General features: G+C 69.6%; 12 protein-coding genes. 3 read left to right on the plus strand and 9 right to left on the minus strand.

The features are described from left to right. The first annotated feature begins 74 nt into the window (after positions 1 to 74). The 3 genes from ACZ5LB_RS19870 to ACZ5LB_RS19880 are packed head-to-tail and all read left to right on the plus strand — an operon-like array spanning position 75 to position 3891. Positions 75 to 1547: a PAS domain S-box protein gene (locus tag ACZ5LB_RS19870; RefSeq protein ID WP_464603944.1), complete on the plus strand. Its 1473-nt coding sequence runs from the start codon at positions 75 to 77 to the stop codon at positions 1545 to 1547. After that, a complete protein-coding gene (locus ACZ5LB_RS19875) occupies positions 1544 to 1990 on the plus strand; it encodes a response regulator (protein ID WP_464603945.1) in 447 nt (148 codons plus the stop codon). The genes ACZ5LB_RS19870 and ACZ5LB_RS19875 overlap by 4 nt, the downstream gene beginning before the upstream one ends. Positions 1991 to 1992: 2 nt before the next feature. After that, entirely contained in the window at positions 1993 to 3891 is a 1899-nt protein-coding gene (locus tag ACZ5LB_RS19880; protein WP_464603946.1) for a hybrid sensor histidine kinase/response regulator, read from the plus strand. Here ACZ5LB_RS19880 and ACZ5LB_RS19885 read toward each other — a convergent pair whose 3' ends face one another. The 9 genes from ACZ5LB_RS19885 to ACZ5LB_RS19925 all read right to left on the minus strand — a co-directional run bounded on the left by ACZ5LB_RS19885 (position 3892) and on the right by ACZ5LB_RS19925 (position 16336). Further along, the gene (locus ACZ5LB_RS19885; protein WP_464603947.1) at positions 3892 to 5454 is read right to left on the minus strand and encodes a DHA2 family efflux MFS transporter permease subunit; all 1563 of its coding nucleotides are present in this window, start codon (positions 5452 to 5454) and stop codon (positions 3892 to 3894) included. Next, complete coding sequence (locus ACZ5LB_RS19890) at positions 5451 to 6446, minus strand: HlyD family secretion protein (RefSeq protein WP_464603948.1); 996 nt, start codon at positions 6444 to 6446, stop codon at positions 5451 to 5453. Before ACZ5LB_RS19890 ends, ACZ5LB_RS19885 begins: the two co-directional genes overlap by 4 nt. A gap of 2 nt (positions 6447 to 6448) precedes the next feature. Beyond that, complete coding sequence (locus ACZ5LB_RS19895) at positions 6449 to 7801, minus strand: TolC family protein (RefSeq protein ID WP_464603949.1); 1353 nt, start codon at positions 7799 to 7801, stop codon at positions 6449 to 6451. Further along, entirely contained in the window at positions 7798 to 8418 is a 621-nt protein-coding gene (locus ACZ5LB_RS19900; protein WP_464603950.1) for a TetR/AcrR family transcriptional regulator, read from the minus strand. Before ACZ5LB_RS19900 ends, ACZ5LB_RS19895 begins: the two co-directional genes overlap by 4 nt. Positions 8419 to 8607: 189 nt before the next feature. Then, positions 8608 to 9990 carry a diaminopimelate decarboxylase family protein gene (locus tag ACZ5LB_RS19905; protein ID WP_464603951.1) on the minus strand — a complete coding sequence of 461 codons (1383 nt, stop codon included), beginning with the start codon at positions 9988 to 9990 and terminating at the stop codon, positions 8608 to 8610. Next, complete coding sequence (gene iadA, locus ACZ5LB_RS19910; protein WP_464603952.1) at positions 9987 to 11150, minus strand: beta-aspartyl-peptidase; 1164 nt, start codon at positions 11148 to 11150, stop codon at positions 9987 to 9989. The genes ACZ5LB_RS19905 and iadA overlap by 4 nt, the downstream gene beginning before the upstream one ends. Positions 11151 to 11170: 20 nt before the next feature. Then, the gene (locus tag ACZ5LB_RS19915) at positions 11171 to 12634 is read right to left on the minus strand and encodes a M14 family zinc carboxypeptidase (RefSeq protein ID WP_464603953.1); all 1464 of its coding nucleotides are present in this window, start codon (positions 12632 to 12634) and stop codon (positions 11171 to 11173) included. A gap of 1 nt (position 12635) precedes the next feature. Then, the gene (locus tag ACZ5LB_RS19920; RefSeq protein WP_464603954.1) at positions 12636 to 13472 is read right to left on the minus strand and encodes a cyanophycinase; all 837 of its coding nucleotides are present in this window, start codon (positions 13470 to 13472) and stop codon (positions 12636 to 12638) included. A gap of 77 nt (positions 13473 to 13549) precedes the next feature. Continuing rightward, entirely contained in the window at positions 13550 to 16336 is a 2787-nt protein-coding gene (locus ACZ5LB_RS19925) for a TonB-dependent receptor (RefSeq protein ID WP_464603955.1), read from the minus strand. Positions 16337 to 16403 lie beyond the last annotated feature (67 nt).

Genomic DNA, 16403 nt, shown 5'->3' on the forward strand with positions numbered 1-16403 from the left:
CATCTACTTGAAAATCTCAAAAGGGCTATCATTCAACGCAACCCCTCCCAGGCATAGCCAGGTTGCCCCTTCCGATGAGCGAATCCGCGTCCCCATCCATCCCCCGCCGCGCCGTGGCCGCACTCCTTCCCGTGGCCGCGTGTGTCGTCCAGTGGTTGTGCTGGCCGGTGATCGTCCCCTTCGTGTGGTTCCTGTTCTACCCCACGGTCTTCCTCAGCTCCTGGCTGGGGGGCTACGCCTCGGGCGTGGCGGCCACCTTCCTTTCCACCGGGCTGGTCTGGTGGTTTTTCATGGCGCCGGTCCACACCCTGCTCAAGCCCCGGCCCGGCGCCTACATCAACGCCGCGGCCTTCATCGGCATGGGCTTCCTCTTCTCCTATTTCCACGAACGGCTGCACCGGGCCAGGCACGAGGCCGCCGAGGCACGGTTCCGGGCCCTGTTCGAGCAGGCCGGGGTGGGCGTCGTGGAGGCCGAGGCCGCCAGCGGGCGGTTCGTGAGGGTCAACGGCCGGTTCTGCGAGATCCTCGGCCACACCGAGGCCGAGCTCCTGGGGATGCGGTTCCAGGACGTGACGCACCCCGGGGACGTGGACCGGGACGTGGCGGAGACCCGGCGCCTGGCCGCGGGGGAGATCCCGGGCTTCGCCACGGAGAAGCGCTACATCCGCAAGGACGGCGCCACCGTGTGGGCCGCGCTCACCGTGAGGCCCCTCCTCTGGCCCGGACTGGAGGACAAGCACCTGGTGGCCATCATCGAGGACATCTCGGCCCGCAGGTGCGCCGAGGAGGAGGTGAGGCTGCTGAACGCCACCCTGGAACGGCGCGTGGCCGAGCGCACCCAGGAACTCCAGGCCGCCAACCAGGAGCTGGAGAGCTTCGCCTATGCCGTCTCCCACGACCTCCGGGCCCCGCTCCGGGCCATGGACGGCTTCAGCCGGGCCCTCCTGGAGGACTGCGCCCCGGCCCTGGACGCCGAGGGCCGCGGCTACCTGGACCAGATCATCCTGGCCAGCCACACCATGGCCGGCCTCATCGACGGGCTCCTGCTGCTGTCCCGGGCCACCCGCGGCGAGCTCGAGCGGGTCCCCGTGGACGTGTCCGCCCTGGCGGTGGGCGTGCTGGAGGGGCTCCGCAAGGCCGACGGCGCCCGGCCCCCGCGGTGGCGGGTGGAACCCGGGATCCGGGCCGAAGGGGATCCCCGGATGCTCAGGGCCGCCTTCGCCAACCTCCTGGGGAACGCCTGGAAGTATTCCGGCAAGGCCGCCGATCCGCTCATCGAGGTGGACCGCGTGCAGGAGGACGGCAGGGACTGGATCCGCATCCGGGACAACGGCTGCGGCTTCGACATGGCCTTCGCCGACAAGCTGTGGAAACCCTTCCAGCGGCTCCACCGCCAGGACGAGTACCCGGGGCTGGGCATCGGCCTGGCCACGACGCAGCGCATCGTGAACCGGCACGGGGGAAGCCTCCGCGCTGAGTCCGCCCCGGGCCGGGGGGCCACGTTCCTGGTCGCCCTGCCTTCCGCCGCATCCCAGGAGTCGCCATGAACAACCTGCCCGTGATCCTCATGGTCGAGGACAACCCCCAGGACGAGATGCTCACCCTGCGGTCGCTCCGGAAGGTGAACCTGGGGAACCTGGTGGAGGTGGTGCGGGACGGCCAGCAGGCCGTGGACTTCCTGTTCCGGGAAGGGGAGTTCGCCGGGCGCCCCGGGCCCGACCTCCCGGCCCTGGTGCTCCTGGACCTGGGCCTTCCCCGCCTGGGGGGCCTGGAGGTGCTTGCGCGGATCCGCAAGGACTCGCGGACCCGGGCCCTGCCGGTGGTGATCTTCACGTCCTCCAGCGAGGAGGAGGACCGCCTCGCGAGCCTGCTCGGGGGCGCCAACAGCTTCGTGCGCAAGCCCGTGGACTTCGCCGAATTCGCGGAGAAGGTGGGGCGGCTGGGGGTCTACTGGGTGGCGGTGAACGACGCGCCGCGGTCGTGGAGCTGAAGGTGGGCCCCCGGCTCCGGCTCCTGGTGGTGGAGGACTCCGAGGCGGACTTCTCCCTCCACGTCCGCAACCTGGCCCGGCACGGCACGGAGGCCGACCTCCTCCGGGTGGACACCCTGGCCGCCCTGGAGGAGGCCCTGCAGGTCCGGGGCTGGGACGCCGTCATCTCCGACTACAGCCTGCCCGGGCTGGAGTTCGCCCAGGTGCTCGCCCGGGTCCGCCGGAAGCTGCCCGACGTCCCCTTCATCCTGGTGTCGGGCAGCATCGGCGAGGAGGCCGCGGTGGCGCTGCTCCGCCAGGGCGTCTGGGACTTCGTGTGGAAGGACCGGCCTGCCCGGCTCAGCCAGGCCCTCGGCCACTGCCTGGAGGAGGCCCGGGGCCGCGCCGTCCGCGCCGAGGCCGAGCGGGCCCTGCGGGCCAGCGAAAGCCGCTACCGGTCGCTGTTCGAGAACATGCTGGACGGCTACGCCCACGCCCGGGTCATCCGGGAGCGGGGCGAGGCCGTGGACTGGGAGTATCTGGACGTCAACCCCGCCTTCGAGCGGCTCACGGGGCTCCAGGACGTGGTGGGACGCCGGCTCACGGAGGTCATCCCCGGGATCCTGGAGGCCGAGCCCGGCTTCATGGACGCCTTCGGCAGGGTCGCCGCCACGGGCGTTCCGGAACGGCTCGAGCTGTTCGTGGAAACGACGGGCATCTGGTATTCCAATTCCATCTACAGCCCGGCCCGGGACGAGTTCGTGGTGGTCTTCGACAACATCACCCAGCGCAAGACGGACGAGGCCGCGCGGCGCAGCCTGGAGGACAAGATCCGGCACACGGAGAAGCTGGAGAGCCTGGGCAGTCTCGCCAGCGGCGTGGCCCACGACATGAACAACGTGCTGTCCGCCATCCTCGCGGTGGGCCAGGTGCTCCAGCTCAAGGCCGAGGAGGACCCGGGCATGGCCTCGGCCCTGGACACCATCATCAAGGCGGCCACCCGGGGCCGCGACCTGGTGCGGGGCCTCACCAACTTCGCCCGCAAGGACCTGCGGGCCGCCGAACCCCTGGACCTCAACCGCCTCGTGAAGGACGAGGCCGCCCTTCTGGAGCGCACCCTGCGCCGGAAGATCCGCCTCGAGGTGGAGCTTGAGGAACCCCTGCCGCCGTTCCTGGGCGAGGCCGGGAACTTCGGGAGCGCCCTGATGAACCTCTGCGTGAACGCCGTGGACGCCATGCCCGACGGCGGCGTCCTCACCCTGCGCACCCGCGCGGCCTCGCCCGGGTGGATGGAACTGGTGGTGGAGGACTCGGGCAGCGGCATGCCCCCCGAGGTGGCCAACCGGGCCCTGGAGCCGTTCTTCACCACCAAGGAGCCCGGGAAGGGCACCGGCCTGGGCCTGGCCATGGTCCACGGAACCGTCAAGGCCCACGGCGGCACCCTGGAGATCCACAGCGCGGTGGGGCGGGGCACGCGGGTCAGCATCCGGCTTCCCGCCGTGGACGGGACCGTCCTGGAACACGGCGGCCAGGGGCTGGAGGCCGCCCGGCGCCGGGCCCTGCGGATCCTGGTGGTGGACGACGACGAGCTGATCCAGGCCACCGTGCCGCTCCTGCTCCACCACCTCGGCCACACGCCCGTGCCCGCCCTGAGCGGGGAGGAGGCCCTCGACATGCTGGAAACGGGCCTCGAGACCGACGCGGTGATCCTGGACCTGAACATGCCGGGCATGGGTGGCGAGGCCGCCTACCTGCGCATGCGCGCCCTCCGGCCGCACCTTCCGGTGCTGGTGGCCACGGGTTTCATGGATCCGTCCACCGTCCTGCTGCTCCAGGGGGACCCCCGCGCCGCCAGCCTTTCCAAGCCCTTCTCCCTGGAGGAGCTGCACCGGAAGCTGGAGGCGCTCGTTCCCACCGCCTGATCAGTGGATCTGCATCCCCCCGGCCCCGCTCCCGGGGTCCTTCAGGAGGAGCACGAAGGGCAGGCACACCACGTACACCAGCACCAGGAACGCGAAGACGTCCACGAAGGCCATGACGTAGGACTGGCGGATCACCTCGAACCCAAGCACGCCCTGGGCCAGCTTCGCGCTGCCCTGCGGATCCAGGCCCGAGGAGGCCCCCAGGGCCAGGTGGAGCCGGTGGGCGCCCTGCTGCAGGGCGCCGCTGTAGGGAGTCATGTGCTCGGCGAGCCGGGCGTGGTGGAACTGGCCGCGGGTCTGCAGGAGGGTGGCGGCCACGGCGATGCCCACGCTGCCCCCCTCGTTGCGCATGAGGTTGAAGAACCCCGCGGCCACGCCCATGGCCTCCCTGGGGATGCGGCGCATGGCCACGGTGGCGATGGGCACGAAGACGAACCCCAGCCCCAGTCCCCGGAAGCACCAGGCGTAGACCAGGTACCCCATGCCGGAATGCAGGTTGATGGAGGTCAGCAGCCAGCTGGAGTAGATCTGGGCGAGAAAGCCCGCCGCGACCGTGTACCGCACGTCCACCTTGCCCATGACGAGCCCGGCCACCATCATGGCCACGACGCTGGCCAGGCCGCCGGGGCTCAGCATGATTCCGGCCCAGGTGGGGGTCCACCCCAGGAAGGTCTGCACGAACAGCGGCAGCATGACGAACGCGGCGTACATCCCGAAGCTGGCCCCGAAGATGAGGAACATCCCCGAGGCGTATTCGGGCAGCTTGAACATGCGCAGGTCCACCAGGGGCCGCTCCGCGGTGAAGGACCGCCACAGGAACAGGATGATGCCCAGGGCCGAACAGGCCGCGTAGAGCGTGACGGTCCGGCTCTCGAACCAGTCCAGGCGCTCGCCCCGGTTCAGGAAGAGCTCCAGGCACCCCAGGCCCACGGCGATGAAGATCAGGCTCCAGTAGTCCATGGCGCCTTCGGGCTTGCGGTCGGGGGCCTCGTCCACGAAGGCCGAGGCCAGGGCGTAGGAGATGATCCCCACGGGGATGTTGATCCAGAAGATCCAGGGCCAGCTCCAGTTGTCCGTGACCCAGCCGCCCACCAGGGGCCCCACGATGGGGCCGCAGATCACGCCGATGCCGAAGACCGCGGTGGCGATGCCCTGCTCGGCCCGGGGGAAGGCCTCCATGGTGATGGCCTGGGACATGGGCACCATGGCCCCGCCCGTGAGGCCCTGGACCACCCGGGCGGCGATGAGCGTGCCCAGGGTGGGCGCGGCCCCCGCGGCCAGGGAGGCCAGGGTGAACCCCGCGAGGCAGGAAAGGTAGAGCCGCTTGCGGCCGAAGCGGTTCCCCAGCCACCCGGTGATGGGCAGGACGATGGCGTTGGCCACCAGGTAGCTGGTGAGCACCCAGGTGATCTCGTCGGTGCCCGCGGCGTAGGTTCCCTTCATGTGGGGCAGGGCCACGTTGGCCACGGAGGTGTCCAGCACTTCCATGAAGGTGCCCAGCATCAGCGCGAGGGCGATGACCCACTTGAAGGGCGCGCCCCGGTCCAGGGCCGCCCCGCTCATTCGCGCGTGTCGATGACGGCCGAGACGCTGAGGCCCAGGCGCAGCTTGTGGTCGGGATCGCCGCCCGGGGCCAGGCGGATGCGCACGGGAACCCGCTGCACGACCTTCACCCAGTTCCCCGTGGCGTTCTCCGCCGGCAGGAGGCTGAAGGCGGCGCCGGTGCCCGCCGCCAGGCTCTCCACCACGCCGGGGAATTCACGGTCGTCGATGTCGGCGCGCAGGGTGACCTTCTGGCCGGGGCGCACGCGCTTGAGCTGGGTCTCCTTGAAGTTGGCCTCCACCCAGAGGTCATCGCGCCCAAGGGGAACGACCGCCAGGAGCGGCTGGCCCGCGGCCACGACCATGCCGGGCTCGGCCAGCTTGCGGGTCACGAAGCCGTCGCTGGGGGAGGTGAGGGTGCAGTAGCCCCGCTGGAGGCGGATCTGCTCGATGGCGGCCAGGGCCTGGGCCTCCTTGCTCCCGCTGACCTGCAGGCCGCCCTGGATGGCGGCCACCTGCTTGCGGGCGGCTTCGAGCTGGGCCGTGGCGACCTGGTGGGCCGTGACGGCGTGGTCCAGCTTCTGGCGCGGGATGGACTGCCGTTCCACGAGGATCTCCAGGCGCTTGCGCTCCAGGGCGGCCAGGCCCTCCTGGCTTTCGGCGGCGCGCACCTGGGCCTGGGCCTGGGCGATCTGGGAGCGGTTGAGGGCCATGGACGCCCGGGCTTCGGCCAGGGAACCCTGGGCCTTGGCCTCGGCGGCCTCGAAATCCTTGGGGTCCAGGGTGGCGAGCACCTGCCCGGCCTTCACGGCGTCGTTCTCCTTCACCGCGAGGGTGAGGATGGCCCCGGGCACCCGGGAGGCCACGGCCACCACGGGCCCCTTCACGTAGGCGTCGTCGGTGGCCACGAAGACCTCGTTGTGGCGCCAGCTGAGGAAGCCCCAGACGCCGGCGGCGGCGGCCAGCGCCAGGATGACGGCCAGGGAGACCCACATGCGGGTGCGCTTTTCCATGATCAATGCTCCAGCGAACGGGTCGCGTAGAAGGTTTCCAGGTCCTCGCCCAGGAGGGACAGGAGTCCGGCCTGGACGGCGTAGGCTCGGCAGAGGCGGTCCGACAGGCTGAAGCGGCTCTCGGCCAGCACGGTCTCGGCGTCCAGCACGTCGGCGCTCTTGGCGTAGGCCTGCTGGTACTGCTCGCTGACGATGCGGAGGTTCTCCAGGGCGGCCTCGACGTTCGCGCGGGCCGTCTCCATTTCGGCCAGAGCCTGGCCGTAGTCGCGCAGGGCCGCGGCGGCGGCGTTCTCCACCTGGCGGCGGGCCTCGGTGAGCTCGCGGCGCGCCGTGCCCTCCTCGGCCCTGGACCGGCTCACCCGGGCCGAACGCGCACCGCCGTCCCACAGCTTCCAGCTGAGCCCGAGGTAGAGCGTGGTCTGCTGGGGGTGCGCCAGGAAGCGGTTCTCCTCGTAGGAATGGCCCACCTGGGCCACTACGGTGGGCGCGAAGTCCCGGCTGCGGAAGGCCACCTGGCCTTCGGCGGCCTGGACCTTGGCCTCCAGGGCCTTGATGCCCGCATTGGCCTGGGGCGCCCGGGACCGCACCGCCGCCTCGTTCCAGGGCATGGCGGGCGGGGGGGGCAGGGTCTCCGGCAGGGAGAGCGGCGCGCCCGGGGCCTGGCCCATGGCGATGTTCAGGCTCTCCCGGGCCGACACCAGGGCGTTGTCCAGGGTCCGTCCCGCGTCGTCCACCGCCCGAAGGGCCACTTCGGTGCGCAGGAGGTCGTTGCGCGCCACCACGCCCTGCTCGAACAGGGACCGGGCGTCCCGGAGGTGATCCTCCAGCGCCTGGCGCCGCTGGGCGACCACGAGGCGGCGGGCCCGGATGTTGACGGTCGTCATGTAGCGGGCCGCCACGTCCGCCTGGGCCCGGGCGACGGCGTCCCTGCCGCCCAGGTCCACGGCCCGTTCCTTGGCGCGGGTGGCGGCGAGGGCGCTGCTGCGCCGGCCGAAGTCGTAGACCAGGTAGCTGGCGGTGAGGTGGTAGCGCCAGGAGGATTTCTGGGCCACCGGCTGGTCCAGGGAGGGCACGGTGATGGCGCCCAGGACCGGAATGGGGCCCACCGTGAAGGACTCCGTGCGCAGGGCGGCGTCCCGGTCCAGGTTCAGGTGCCCGCCCTTGAGTTCGATCTCGGGGAGGAAGGCGGCCTTCACCTCGTCCCGGTCGCCCTGGGCGCCCCGCAGGGACAGCGCGGCCAGGTCGGCCTGCATGGAGGAGGTTCCGGCCCGGCGCAGGGCCTCGGCCAACGTCAAGGGCGGCTCCGCCGCCATGACACCCGCGGCCAGGAGAAGAAGAAGGGCGGGCCTCATCATGACCGCACCTCCCGGGCCACGCCGTGCATCAGGCATTCCATGGCCCGGGCCACCGTGGCCCCGGCCTCCTCCCTGGGCTCGCGGCCGTGGGCGAAGTGCAGGGAGGCCTGGATCACCTCCATGGCCAGCTGGGTGAGGAACTCCGGATCCATGGGCCGCAGGAGCCCGTGGTCCAGGGCCTCCTGCACCAGATCCTTGAGCCGGGCCCGCTCCGCGCGGTAGATCTTCCCCAGGCTGGGCATGAACCGGGAGTCGAAGCCCCAGTCGAACTGCACCCGGTCCCGCACGAAGGTGGGCAGGGAGAAGGGCCGGTCCTGGAAGGCCTCGGCGTACACCTGGGCCAGCGCCTCGATGCGGTCCAGGGGCGAGCCCCCGCGTTCCGCCAGGGCCGCGTCCGCGCGCCGGTGGAAGGCCTCGGCCCGCTGCTGCACCACCTGCTCGTACAGCTCCTGCTTGGAGGCGAAGTGCTCGTAGAGGCCCTGCATGCCGATCTCCGCCTCCGCGGCGACCTCCTGCATGGTGGCCTCGTCGAAGGGCCTGCGCCCGAAGACCCGGCCCGCGGCCTCCAGGAGCACCTCCCGGCGCTGGTGGCGTTCCTTTTCCCGGCGTGCGTTCATGATGGAACCTCGAATCTGAATTTAGAATATGGATTCTGAATTCTCAAGAGGGAAATCACCCGGGTGGTTTTTGCTTGGTTATATTTGTAATTAGACGATTTAGGAATCAAGGTCGCATCTGTGACATCGCGATGTCACAAATGCACCGTTGGCTGACCGCGATATGAAACGGCAACCATGGGCCCAGCTTCAGGCGAAGAGGTCCTCGTACCGGTCCCGGCGCGTCATGACCGTCACGTCCCCGTTCCCGTGGGCCAGGAGCCGCGGCGGACGCGGGTAGGCGTTGGCGTTGCTCGCCATGAAGTGGGAGGTGTAGGCGCCGGTGTCGCGGATCAGGAGCGTGTCGCCGCGCCCGGGGCGCCGCCTCATGCGGGTCTGGAACCTGGCCAGGAGGTCGCCCGAGAAGCAGAGGTTGCCGGCCACGAAGGTCTCGAAGGGCTCCGGGTCGTCGGGGCCCCCGAGCACGTCCCAGCGGTTGGGGAGGCCCTCCAGCATGGAGTCGGCGTGGTTCAGGACGCCCATCTCCACGGTGACCAGGTTCCGGGAACCGGCGGCCCTGCGCACGTGGGCGACGCGGCACAGGGTGACCCCGGCGTCCTCGGTGATGGCCCGGCCGGGTTCCACCAGGAGTTCCGGGCTGTCCAGGGAGGCCAGGGCCTCCAGGGTGCCCAACGTCTCGCCGTCCACCCTCACCTCGCCCTTCAGGACGGCCTCGAGCATCCGCTCCTTGGGCCAGGGGCTGTGGTAGGCCTCGCCGTGCCAGGCGCCGTCGGCGCCCAGGCCGGCCATGCCCAGGTTCCAGCTGAATCCGTCCCGGGCGGCGGTGCGCCGGCGCAGTTCGTCCCAGGCCGCCTCGTCCAGGTAGTTCACGGGGAAGCCCCCGCCCAGGTTCAGGATGGGGCACGCGCCGGTGCGCTGCCGCAGGGCCCGGCCCAGCTCCACCATGCGGCCCAGCACGGCCAGGTAGGGTTCGGGCCGGGTGATCTGGGAGCCGATGTGGGTGTGGAAGCCCAGGAAGCGCACCGAGGGATAGCTCGCCAGGTTTTCCAGGAGGGGCGGGATCTCGCCCACGGGGATGCCGAACTTGGACCAGGGCCCGGCCGTGAAGATGTCGTCCCCCGTGACCCGCCCCAGATCGAAGCCCGAGAGTCTCAGGAGGACCCGGGCGCGCCGGCCCATGGTCCGGGCCGCGGACTCCACCAGGGCCAGCTCCTCGGCGGAGTCGGCCACGATGAGCATGCGGGAGCCGATGGCCTCGCGGATGAGGTCGTCCTCCTTGCAGTTGCCGTTGAGGTCCAGGGTGCGCGGGTCCATGCCGGCCTGCAGGGCCATGCGGGTCTCGAAGGGGGAGGCCACGTCCGCCCCGGCGCCCTCGGCTCGGATGGCGGCGAGCAGGACGGGGTGGGCGGAGGCCTTCACGGCGTACCGGACCCCGCCCCGGGGGTAGAGGTCCCGGAAGATCTGCGTGAAGGCACGCACGTTCTCGCGGACCCGGGGCAGCCAGGTGAGGTGGAGGGGCAGGCCGTACTCGGCGATCCAGTCGCCGGCGGGCCGGCCCAGCAGTTCCGTCACTCGAAGGTTCCCTTGACCAGCACCTTGTGGGCCTTCATGAGGACCCGGCCCCGGGCGATCATGGTGTGGACCGTGAGGTCCCGGGGGTCGAGCAGCACGATGTCGGCGTCCATGCCCGGGGCCAGCTGGCCCTTGCCCTGGAGCTTGAAGATGCGCGCGGGGTTGGAGGTGATGACCCGCAGGGCGGTGGCCAGGGGGATGCCCTCCTTCTGCACGGCGTCGCGCACCTCCGGGAACAGGCTCGTGACCCGGCCCACGCCCACGCCCTGGATGCGGCCGTTGACATCGAAGTCGGGCAGGCTGCCCTGGCCGTCGGAGGTGAAGGTGATGTGCCCGGGGTCCACCCCCGCGTCCAGCATGCGCCGGAGGCCCTCGGAGGGCTTGATCTCGCCGGCCTCCACGAAGGCCGGAACGGTGGAGGTGGTGAAGTCCACGAAGCCGCCCGACAGGGCGTAGGCGGTGCCCTCCTCGAACAGCGTGGGGTTGCGGTTGATGTGGGTGGGCAGGAACTGGCGGGCCGGGATCTCGGTCTCCAGGAGCAGCCTGCGCAGGTATTCCAGGCCGCGCCGGCCGTCGCCCAGGTGGATGTTCACCACCCCGGCCTTGCCGGAGAGGATCCCGCCCCGGCGGGTCTCCCCCGCGAGCTGCGCGAAGGCCTCGAAGGTGGGCTGGGAGGAGCGGTGGTCGCTCATGGCCACCTCGCCCACGCCGAGGATCTTCTCGATGCAAAGGAGGTCGCCCTCGATGCTGCCCGTGAGGGTGTGCACCGGCACCGCGTAGTGGCCGGTGAGGGCATAGGTGGTGATCCCCTCGGCCTCCAGCCCCTGGGCCTTGGCCAGGAGGCCGGTCATGGTCCGGGTCACCCCGTCGGTGCCCAGGCACCCGATGATGGTGGTCACCCCGCCCAGGACGGCGTCCGAGAGCACCAGCTCGGGGGTGCGGGTGGCGGGGCCGCCCTCCCCGCCTCCGCCCATGATGTGCACGTGGCCGTCGATGAAGCCCGGAACGGCGATGAGGTTCCGGGCGTCGATGACGTCGCAATAGCGCCTGGGGATCCGGATGTCGGGATGCATGCGGAGGATCTTCCCGCCGCCGGCGAGCAGGTCGCACCGGCCTTCGGGGGAAGGGGAATGGATTTCGGCGTTCTTGATGAGGAGCATGCGGCGACTCCAGGGTCCGGCTAAAGGACGCGCCAGACCGGAAGGGTACCATCGGGCAGGGCCAGGGTGCGGAAATCCTGGTAGCTGTAGAGCCCGTAGAGGAGGCAGGGTTCGAGGATCCCGATGGCGCTGCGCGCCAGGGGCTGGTCCAGGGGCACCAGGAGGGACCCCTCGGGGAAGGTGTGGCCGGCGGCGGGGTCGCGGGCGACGATCTGGCGGTTCTCGTACCGGCCGTACAGGTCGTCGTAGCCCTCCTCCACCCGGAGGAGGCGGCAGCGCTCGGCCTGGAGGGGGGCGGCGCCGGCCTGGACGTACCGGATCCCGTGCCGGTCCAGGAGGGCCTTGAAGACCCCGGCCGCGGCCGCGTCGATGACGTAGGCCCGGGGGGTGGCCACGCTGCCCTTGACCACCAGGTCGGTCATGAGGCCCGGGGACGGGATCTCCAGGACCTTGCCCGTGGCCCGCTCCGTCACCTTGACCAGGGGGGCCTTGCCGTCCAGGTTGGCCCAGAAGAAGTTCGTGGGCAGGTAGGGGGGGATGGGCTCCCTGCGGGCGGCTTCGCACAGGGACGCCACCTTCCGCCGGGAGGCGGCGGTGCCCAGCAGGTGCCGGTAGAGCCGGGTGAAGGCGTCGGCCCGGGCCGGCAGGTCCTGGGGCGCGCCGGGCTGGCGCCGGGTGCCCGCCTCGATGATGAAGGAGAGGATGCCCATGCTGCCCAGGCTGTTGCGGCCGTCGTCCACCTCGGTGGTGGAGGGGCGGATCTCGTCCAGGGGCGGCAGGCCGCCCACGGTGTAGCGCGTGTAGGCGTAGCCGGCACGGGCCATGACGGGCCGGGCGGATTCCACCCGGGCCAGGGCCTCCTTCCGCAGCGCCGCGGGGATCCAGGGCGCGTTGAGGGCGTCCATGGTGATCAGCGGCCAGCAGTCCCAGCCCTTGGCGTCCCAGTCCTTGCCGTCCCGGGTGAATTCGTGGCTGTCCACGGCCAGGTGGGGGAGGATGCGCCGGGCCACGGCGTGGAGGGCGCGGGTCTCGGGCTGGAGCAGGCGGATGTGGTCCCGGTTCAGGTCGGCCAGGGCGCCGTTGGTGCGCCGCCTGGCCTCGGCCCCGTCGGGGTTCACCATGGGCATCAGGTAGAGGTCCACGTCCTCGGGCAGGAGCGCGGGCTTGTCGGCGATGGCCCGGATGAGGCAGAGCTGGGCGTCCTTGCCGGAAATCTCGTTGCCGTGCTGCTGGGCGTAGAAGAACGCCTTGAACCGCGCCTTGGCGCCGCCGCGGTTCAGGCGCACCAGGCGAATGGCGCGGCCCTCGACGCTGCGGCCCTCTTCGGTGACGGTGATGAAGCCGGGCCTGGCCACTTTCTCCAGGAAGGCCTCCATGTCCGCATAGGAGATGGTGGCCTTCAGGCGGAGGGGATCGGCGGGAACCCGCGGCTCCCCGGAAGCGGCCATCAGGGTCGAGGCGAGGAGGAACGGGAGGATGCGCATGTCAGGGTTTCACCTTCCGGGTGGCCAGGTCGATGGTGCCGCCCTTGCGGAGGTAGTGGAGCGTCAGGCCCGTGAAGCCGCCGTTCTTCAGGTGCATGCCCCGGGAGTCGAAGACCAGGACGCCGCTGGCGCCTTGCACGGTGCCCACGCCGTTGCGCACCACCAGAGCGGTGGTCTCGTCCACGCCGATGGAAAGGACGCCGGGGAAGGTCATGCCGATGCTGAGCAGACGGTTCTCGCGGCCCCGCTTGATGAAGTGCTGGTCGATGACCACGTCTTGCGGCAGGAACCCCATGCCCTCCCGGGTGACGTAGGCGTTGGGCCCCATCTCCCGCAGCTCCAGCTTGCCGAACACGTCTTCGCCCACCAGCATGATCTTGGACATGATGGCGGCGCCCGCGCTGGTGCCGCCCACGACGGCGCCGGCCTGGTACTTGTCCTTGATGAGCTTGTGCAGCGGCGTCCCCACGATCTTGTCGCCCACCAGGGCCTGGTCCCCGCCGGAGAACCAGAACCCCGTGCAGCGCCCGGCGGCCTCGAGCATGGCCGGGGTGGAGGAATCCTCGCGCTTGCGCACGTCCAGGGGCACCAGGGTGATGCCGTGGGGGGGGAGCGTCTCGTTCCAATCCTTGAGTTCCCCCTCGGGGTCCGAGGTGGCCGTGGGGATGATGCCGATGACCCCGCCCCGGCCCCCGGCGCCCTTCAGGAAGGCGTCCATGATGTCGGGCGTGGTGCCGTGGCCTCCGACGATGACCAGGGTGCCCTTGGGGGGGGCCGGGAGGGTCGGTGTGCCCGCTGTGAGCAGGATGCTGGCCAGGGCGCAGGCGAGGATTTTCATGGTATTACTCCGTTCCCCGGCGACGGGGAGGCCTCAGCCGCCCCGTCGCCAAGCGAGGGTGGGACCGCCGGTCCGGATCAGAAGGTAAGCTTACCGCCGATGCGGAAGGTTCTGGGCTGTTCGATGTCGAGCACCATGTTGTAGTAGACGCTGTCGTACCGTTCACCGCGGGAGGTGACGGCGGCACAGTTCAGGGCGTTGAACACATCGAAGAAGGCTTCGAAGCCGACCTTGTTGGTCACCTTGAACTTGTGTGCGACGCGAAGGTCGAGGATCCTGCGCGCGTCATAGGTGCTGGAGCCCTGGGGTTCGATGTTCACGTAGTAGTACTCGCGGTTGCTCAGGCGCGAGGTTCGGATGTAGCGGGTGTAATGCAGGCCGCTGAGATACGCGAAACTGGCGCTCACCCGGGTTCCCCAGGGCGTCTGGTACGACGTGCGGACCTTGATTTCATCGTCGTTGGTGCCCGGGAGGGAACCGTAGTTGTTGTACATCGATCCGGCCCACTCGCGACCGGAAGTGTAGGCGTTGGACTTGACCAGGTTTCCCTTGTTGCTCGCCTTGGTGTAACTGATATTGAGGTCCCAGTTCTCGGTGAACCGGCCGTCCAGGCTAAAGGTCCCGGCCTTGTAGTCGCGCTTGGCGTCCGGGTCGTTGGTGATGTAGAAGTCGTGCGGAGCCAGGTTCGGGTTCGCCGGGTCATAATCGTTGAAGCCTGGACGGTTGAAGGTCAGGACTTCCCCATTGAGGGGGTTCGTGACGGAGGTGGTGGAGCTGGAAACAGGCAGCCTGTCGAACCGTGCGAGCAGGTCCTTGCCTTTGCGCCACACATAGTTCACGGCCACCTGCCAATTCTTCGCGAACCGCTTCTCGATGGCGAACTGCATTTCATCGAAGTGCGGGTGCTTGATGTTGGGATCCAGCGTGCTCGCCTCGCTCACCCGGTTCCGGAAGTTGTCCTCGGTGAACGCCGGGAGGGGAACGTCGCCGAGGGGATTGGAGAGATTGTGGATCTCCAGTACCTGCGCGTCGTCATAGTTCGGCCACCAGTAGCGGTTCTCGACGGGGTAGGCACCCGGAATCGCGCGATCATAGTAGGCGCCGCTCAGGCCATCGAAGTAGCGTCCCACGTGGGCCTTGATGGACCAGGTCTTGGCGGCGTCCGGGGTGAAGGTGATGCCGAAGCGGGGCGCGACGGTGTTTGTCTTCCAGATGTTGCCGCCCTTGAACTGTTCGAAGCGCAGGCCGGGGCGCACGGAAATTTTGTCGTTGATGGTCCAGGCGTCCTGGATGAACAGGCAGGTCCGGTCCAGCTTCGTGTCGAAATTGTAGCCGCCTCCCACCTGGACGAAGTCCGTGTAGACGAGGTTCCCGTCGGCGAGTGCGTTCAGGGAGATGCCGCCCGGGTACCAGGTGTGCTCCTTGTCGCGGGCATGGTCCATGTCGATGCCGACCTTGATCGCATGGGAGCCGTGGCTCGAAGGCAGGTAATAGTCGAGGGAACTCAGGAGGCCGATGCGGGAACGGGTGTTTTCGAAGGCCTCGTAGGCGTTCAGGATCTGCTCGTAGCCGGCGTACTTCTGGTAGCTGGCGTACGCCGCGTTCACCGGCACGGTGCCGTCGATGTACATCGAGTAGTTCTCGCCGTTGTAGGCCTTGTGGTCGTCGATGCCGGTGTACCCGCTGAGGCGGGCCGTCCAGGTCAGGTTGCTGCCGAGGGTCTGCAGCCACTCGATGCCGTAGGTGTAGTTGGGGCCGTGCTGCTCCCGGGTCGCCTCCGCGGGTAGGACGCGGCTGGCGCCGCGGTGGTCTGTCTCGACGGTGTCGAAGTCCGCGAATACCGAGAGGGTGGCGGTGGGGATGGCCTGCCAGGTGAGGTTGATCATGGCCCTGGGCGTGGACCGCTTTTCGGAGGTGGGGCTTCCCGCCGGGGTGCGTTCCGTGGAAATGGATTCCAGGGAGAGGAAATACCAGAGCTTGTCCTTGATGAGGGGGCCGCCGAAGTTCAAGGCCATGTCGATGGCCGTGTCGCCCACCTTGCGGGCGGTTCCGATGTTCGTCAGGGACGTGTCCACGATTTCCTTGGTCGCGCTCCAGGAGTCCTTCTGGTAGTAGCCGGAGAGGGAGCCCGTGAGTTCATTGCCGCCCTTCTTGATGACGCCGTTGAAATAGGCTCCGGAGAATCCGCCGAACTCGGCGCCGGCGCCGATGCCGCCGATCTGGACTTCGTCGAACCAGTCGGGATTGACCTGGACCCAGGCCTGTCCGGCGGAGGAGTCGCCCACATTGATGCCGTTGATCAGGTAGGCATTCGCATTGTCGCGGTCGCCGCCGAAGCCCGAAGCTGAGACCCGGGCGCTGGAGCCGACCGTGAGGTTGATGCCGGGGGTCAGGGCCGCGATGGCGGAAATGTCGCGCCGGATGGGAAGGTTGGCGATCTCTTCGGCCCGGTAGTTCCGGGTGGTGGTGGAGGCCATTTCCTCGGTCCCCGCGACGCCGACCACTTCCACCGTGGCCGTGGACTCGGGAGCCAGGCGGAAGTCGACCGTGGTGGTCTTGCCGAGTTCAGCGATTTCGGAGGTCTTCCGGGTGGGAAAGCCCTTGGCCTGGACCGTGATGGCATAGCGGCCGGGAGGGAGGGCCTGGATCCGGTACCGGCCGTTCTCGGCCGTCGTGGCGGTGCGGCTGCCGCCGATCAGGGAGTCCGATGTCACCCGGACCACGGCGCCCACGATCGGTTTTCCGCTCTGGTCCCGGATCAGGCCGGCGAGGGCCGAAGTGGTCGTGCTCTGGGCGAAGAGAGCGGCCGGGGCGGCGATCAGCCCCAGTGCAAGCAGGGATAAGGACCTACGGTTTGGTTCCACGGCTCCTCCTTGGGGGGTTGATTGAGTAGACCAAGCATATGAAGCCCCAGGGAGGAATCAAGAAAAA

The organism is Mesoterricola sp. MK458 (genome assembly GCF_055384935.1).

Bases quoted from the DNA above. Each gene is read 5' to 3' on its own strand.
- ACZ5LB_RS19915 (WP_464603953.1), bottom strand. From the start codon at position 12,634: ATGCGCATCCTCCCGTTCCTCCTCGCCTCGACCCTGATGGCCGCTTCC.
- ACZ5LB_RS19900 (WP_464603950.1), bottom strand. From the start codon at position 8,418: ATGAACGCACGCCGGGAAAAGGAACGCCACCAGCGCCGGGAGGTGCTC.
- ACZ5LB_RS19885 (WP_464603947.1), bottom strand. From the start codon at position 5,454: ATGAGCGGGGCGGCCCTGGACCGGGGCGCGCCCTTCAAGTGGGTCATC.
- ACZ5LB_RS19895 (WP_464603949.1), bottom strand. From the start codon at position 7,801: ATGATGAGGCCCGCCCTTCTTCTTCTCCTGGCCGCGGGTGTCATGGCG.
- ACZ5LB_RS19875 (WP_464603945.1), top strand. From the start codon at position 1,544: ATGAACAACCTGCCCGTGATCCTCATGGTCGAGGACAACCCCCAGGAC.
- ACZ5LB_RS19890 (WP_464603948.1), bottom strand. From the start codon at position 6,446: ATGGAAAAGCGCACCCGCATGTGGGTCTCCCTGGCCGTCATCCTGGCG.
- ACZ5LB_RS19920 (WP_464603954.1), bottom strand. From the start codon at position 13,472: ATGAAAATCCTCGCCTGCGCCCTGGCCAGCATCCTGCTCACAGCGGGC.
- iadA (WP_464603952.1), bottom strand. From the start codon at position 11,150: ATGCTCCTCATCAAGAACGCCGAAATCCATTCCCCTTCCCCCGAAGGC.
- ACZ5LB_RS19870 (WP_464603944.1), top strand. From the start codon at position 75: ATGAGCGAATCCGCGTCCCCATCCATCCCCCGCCGCGCCGTGGCCGCA.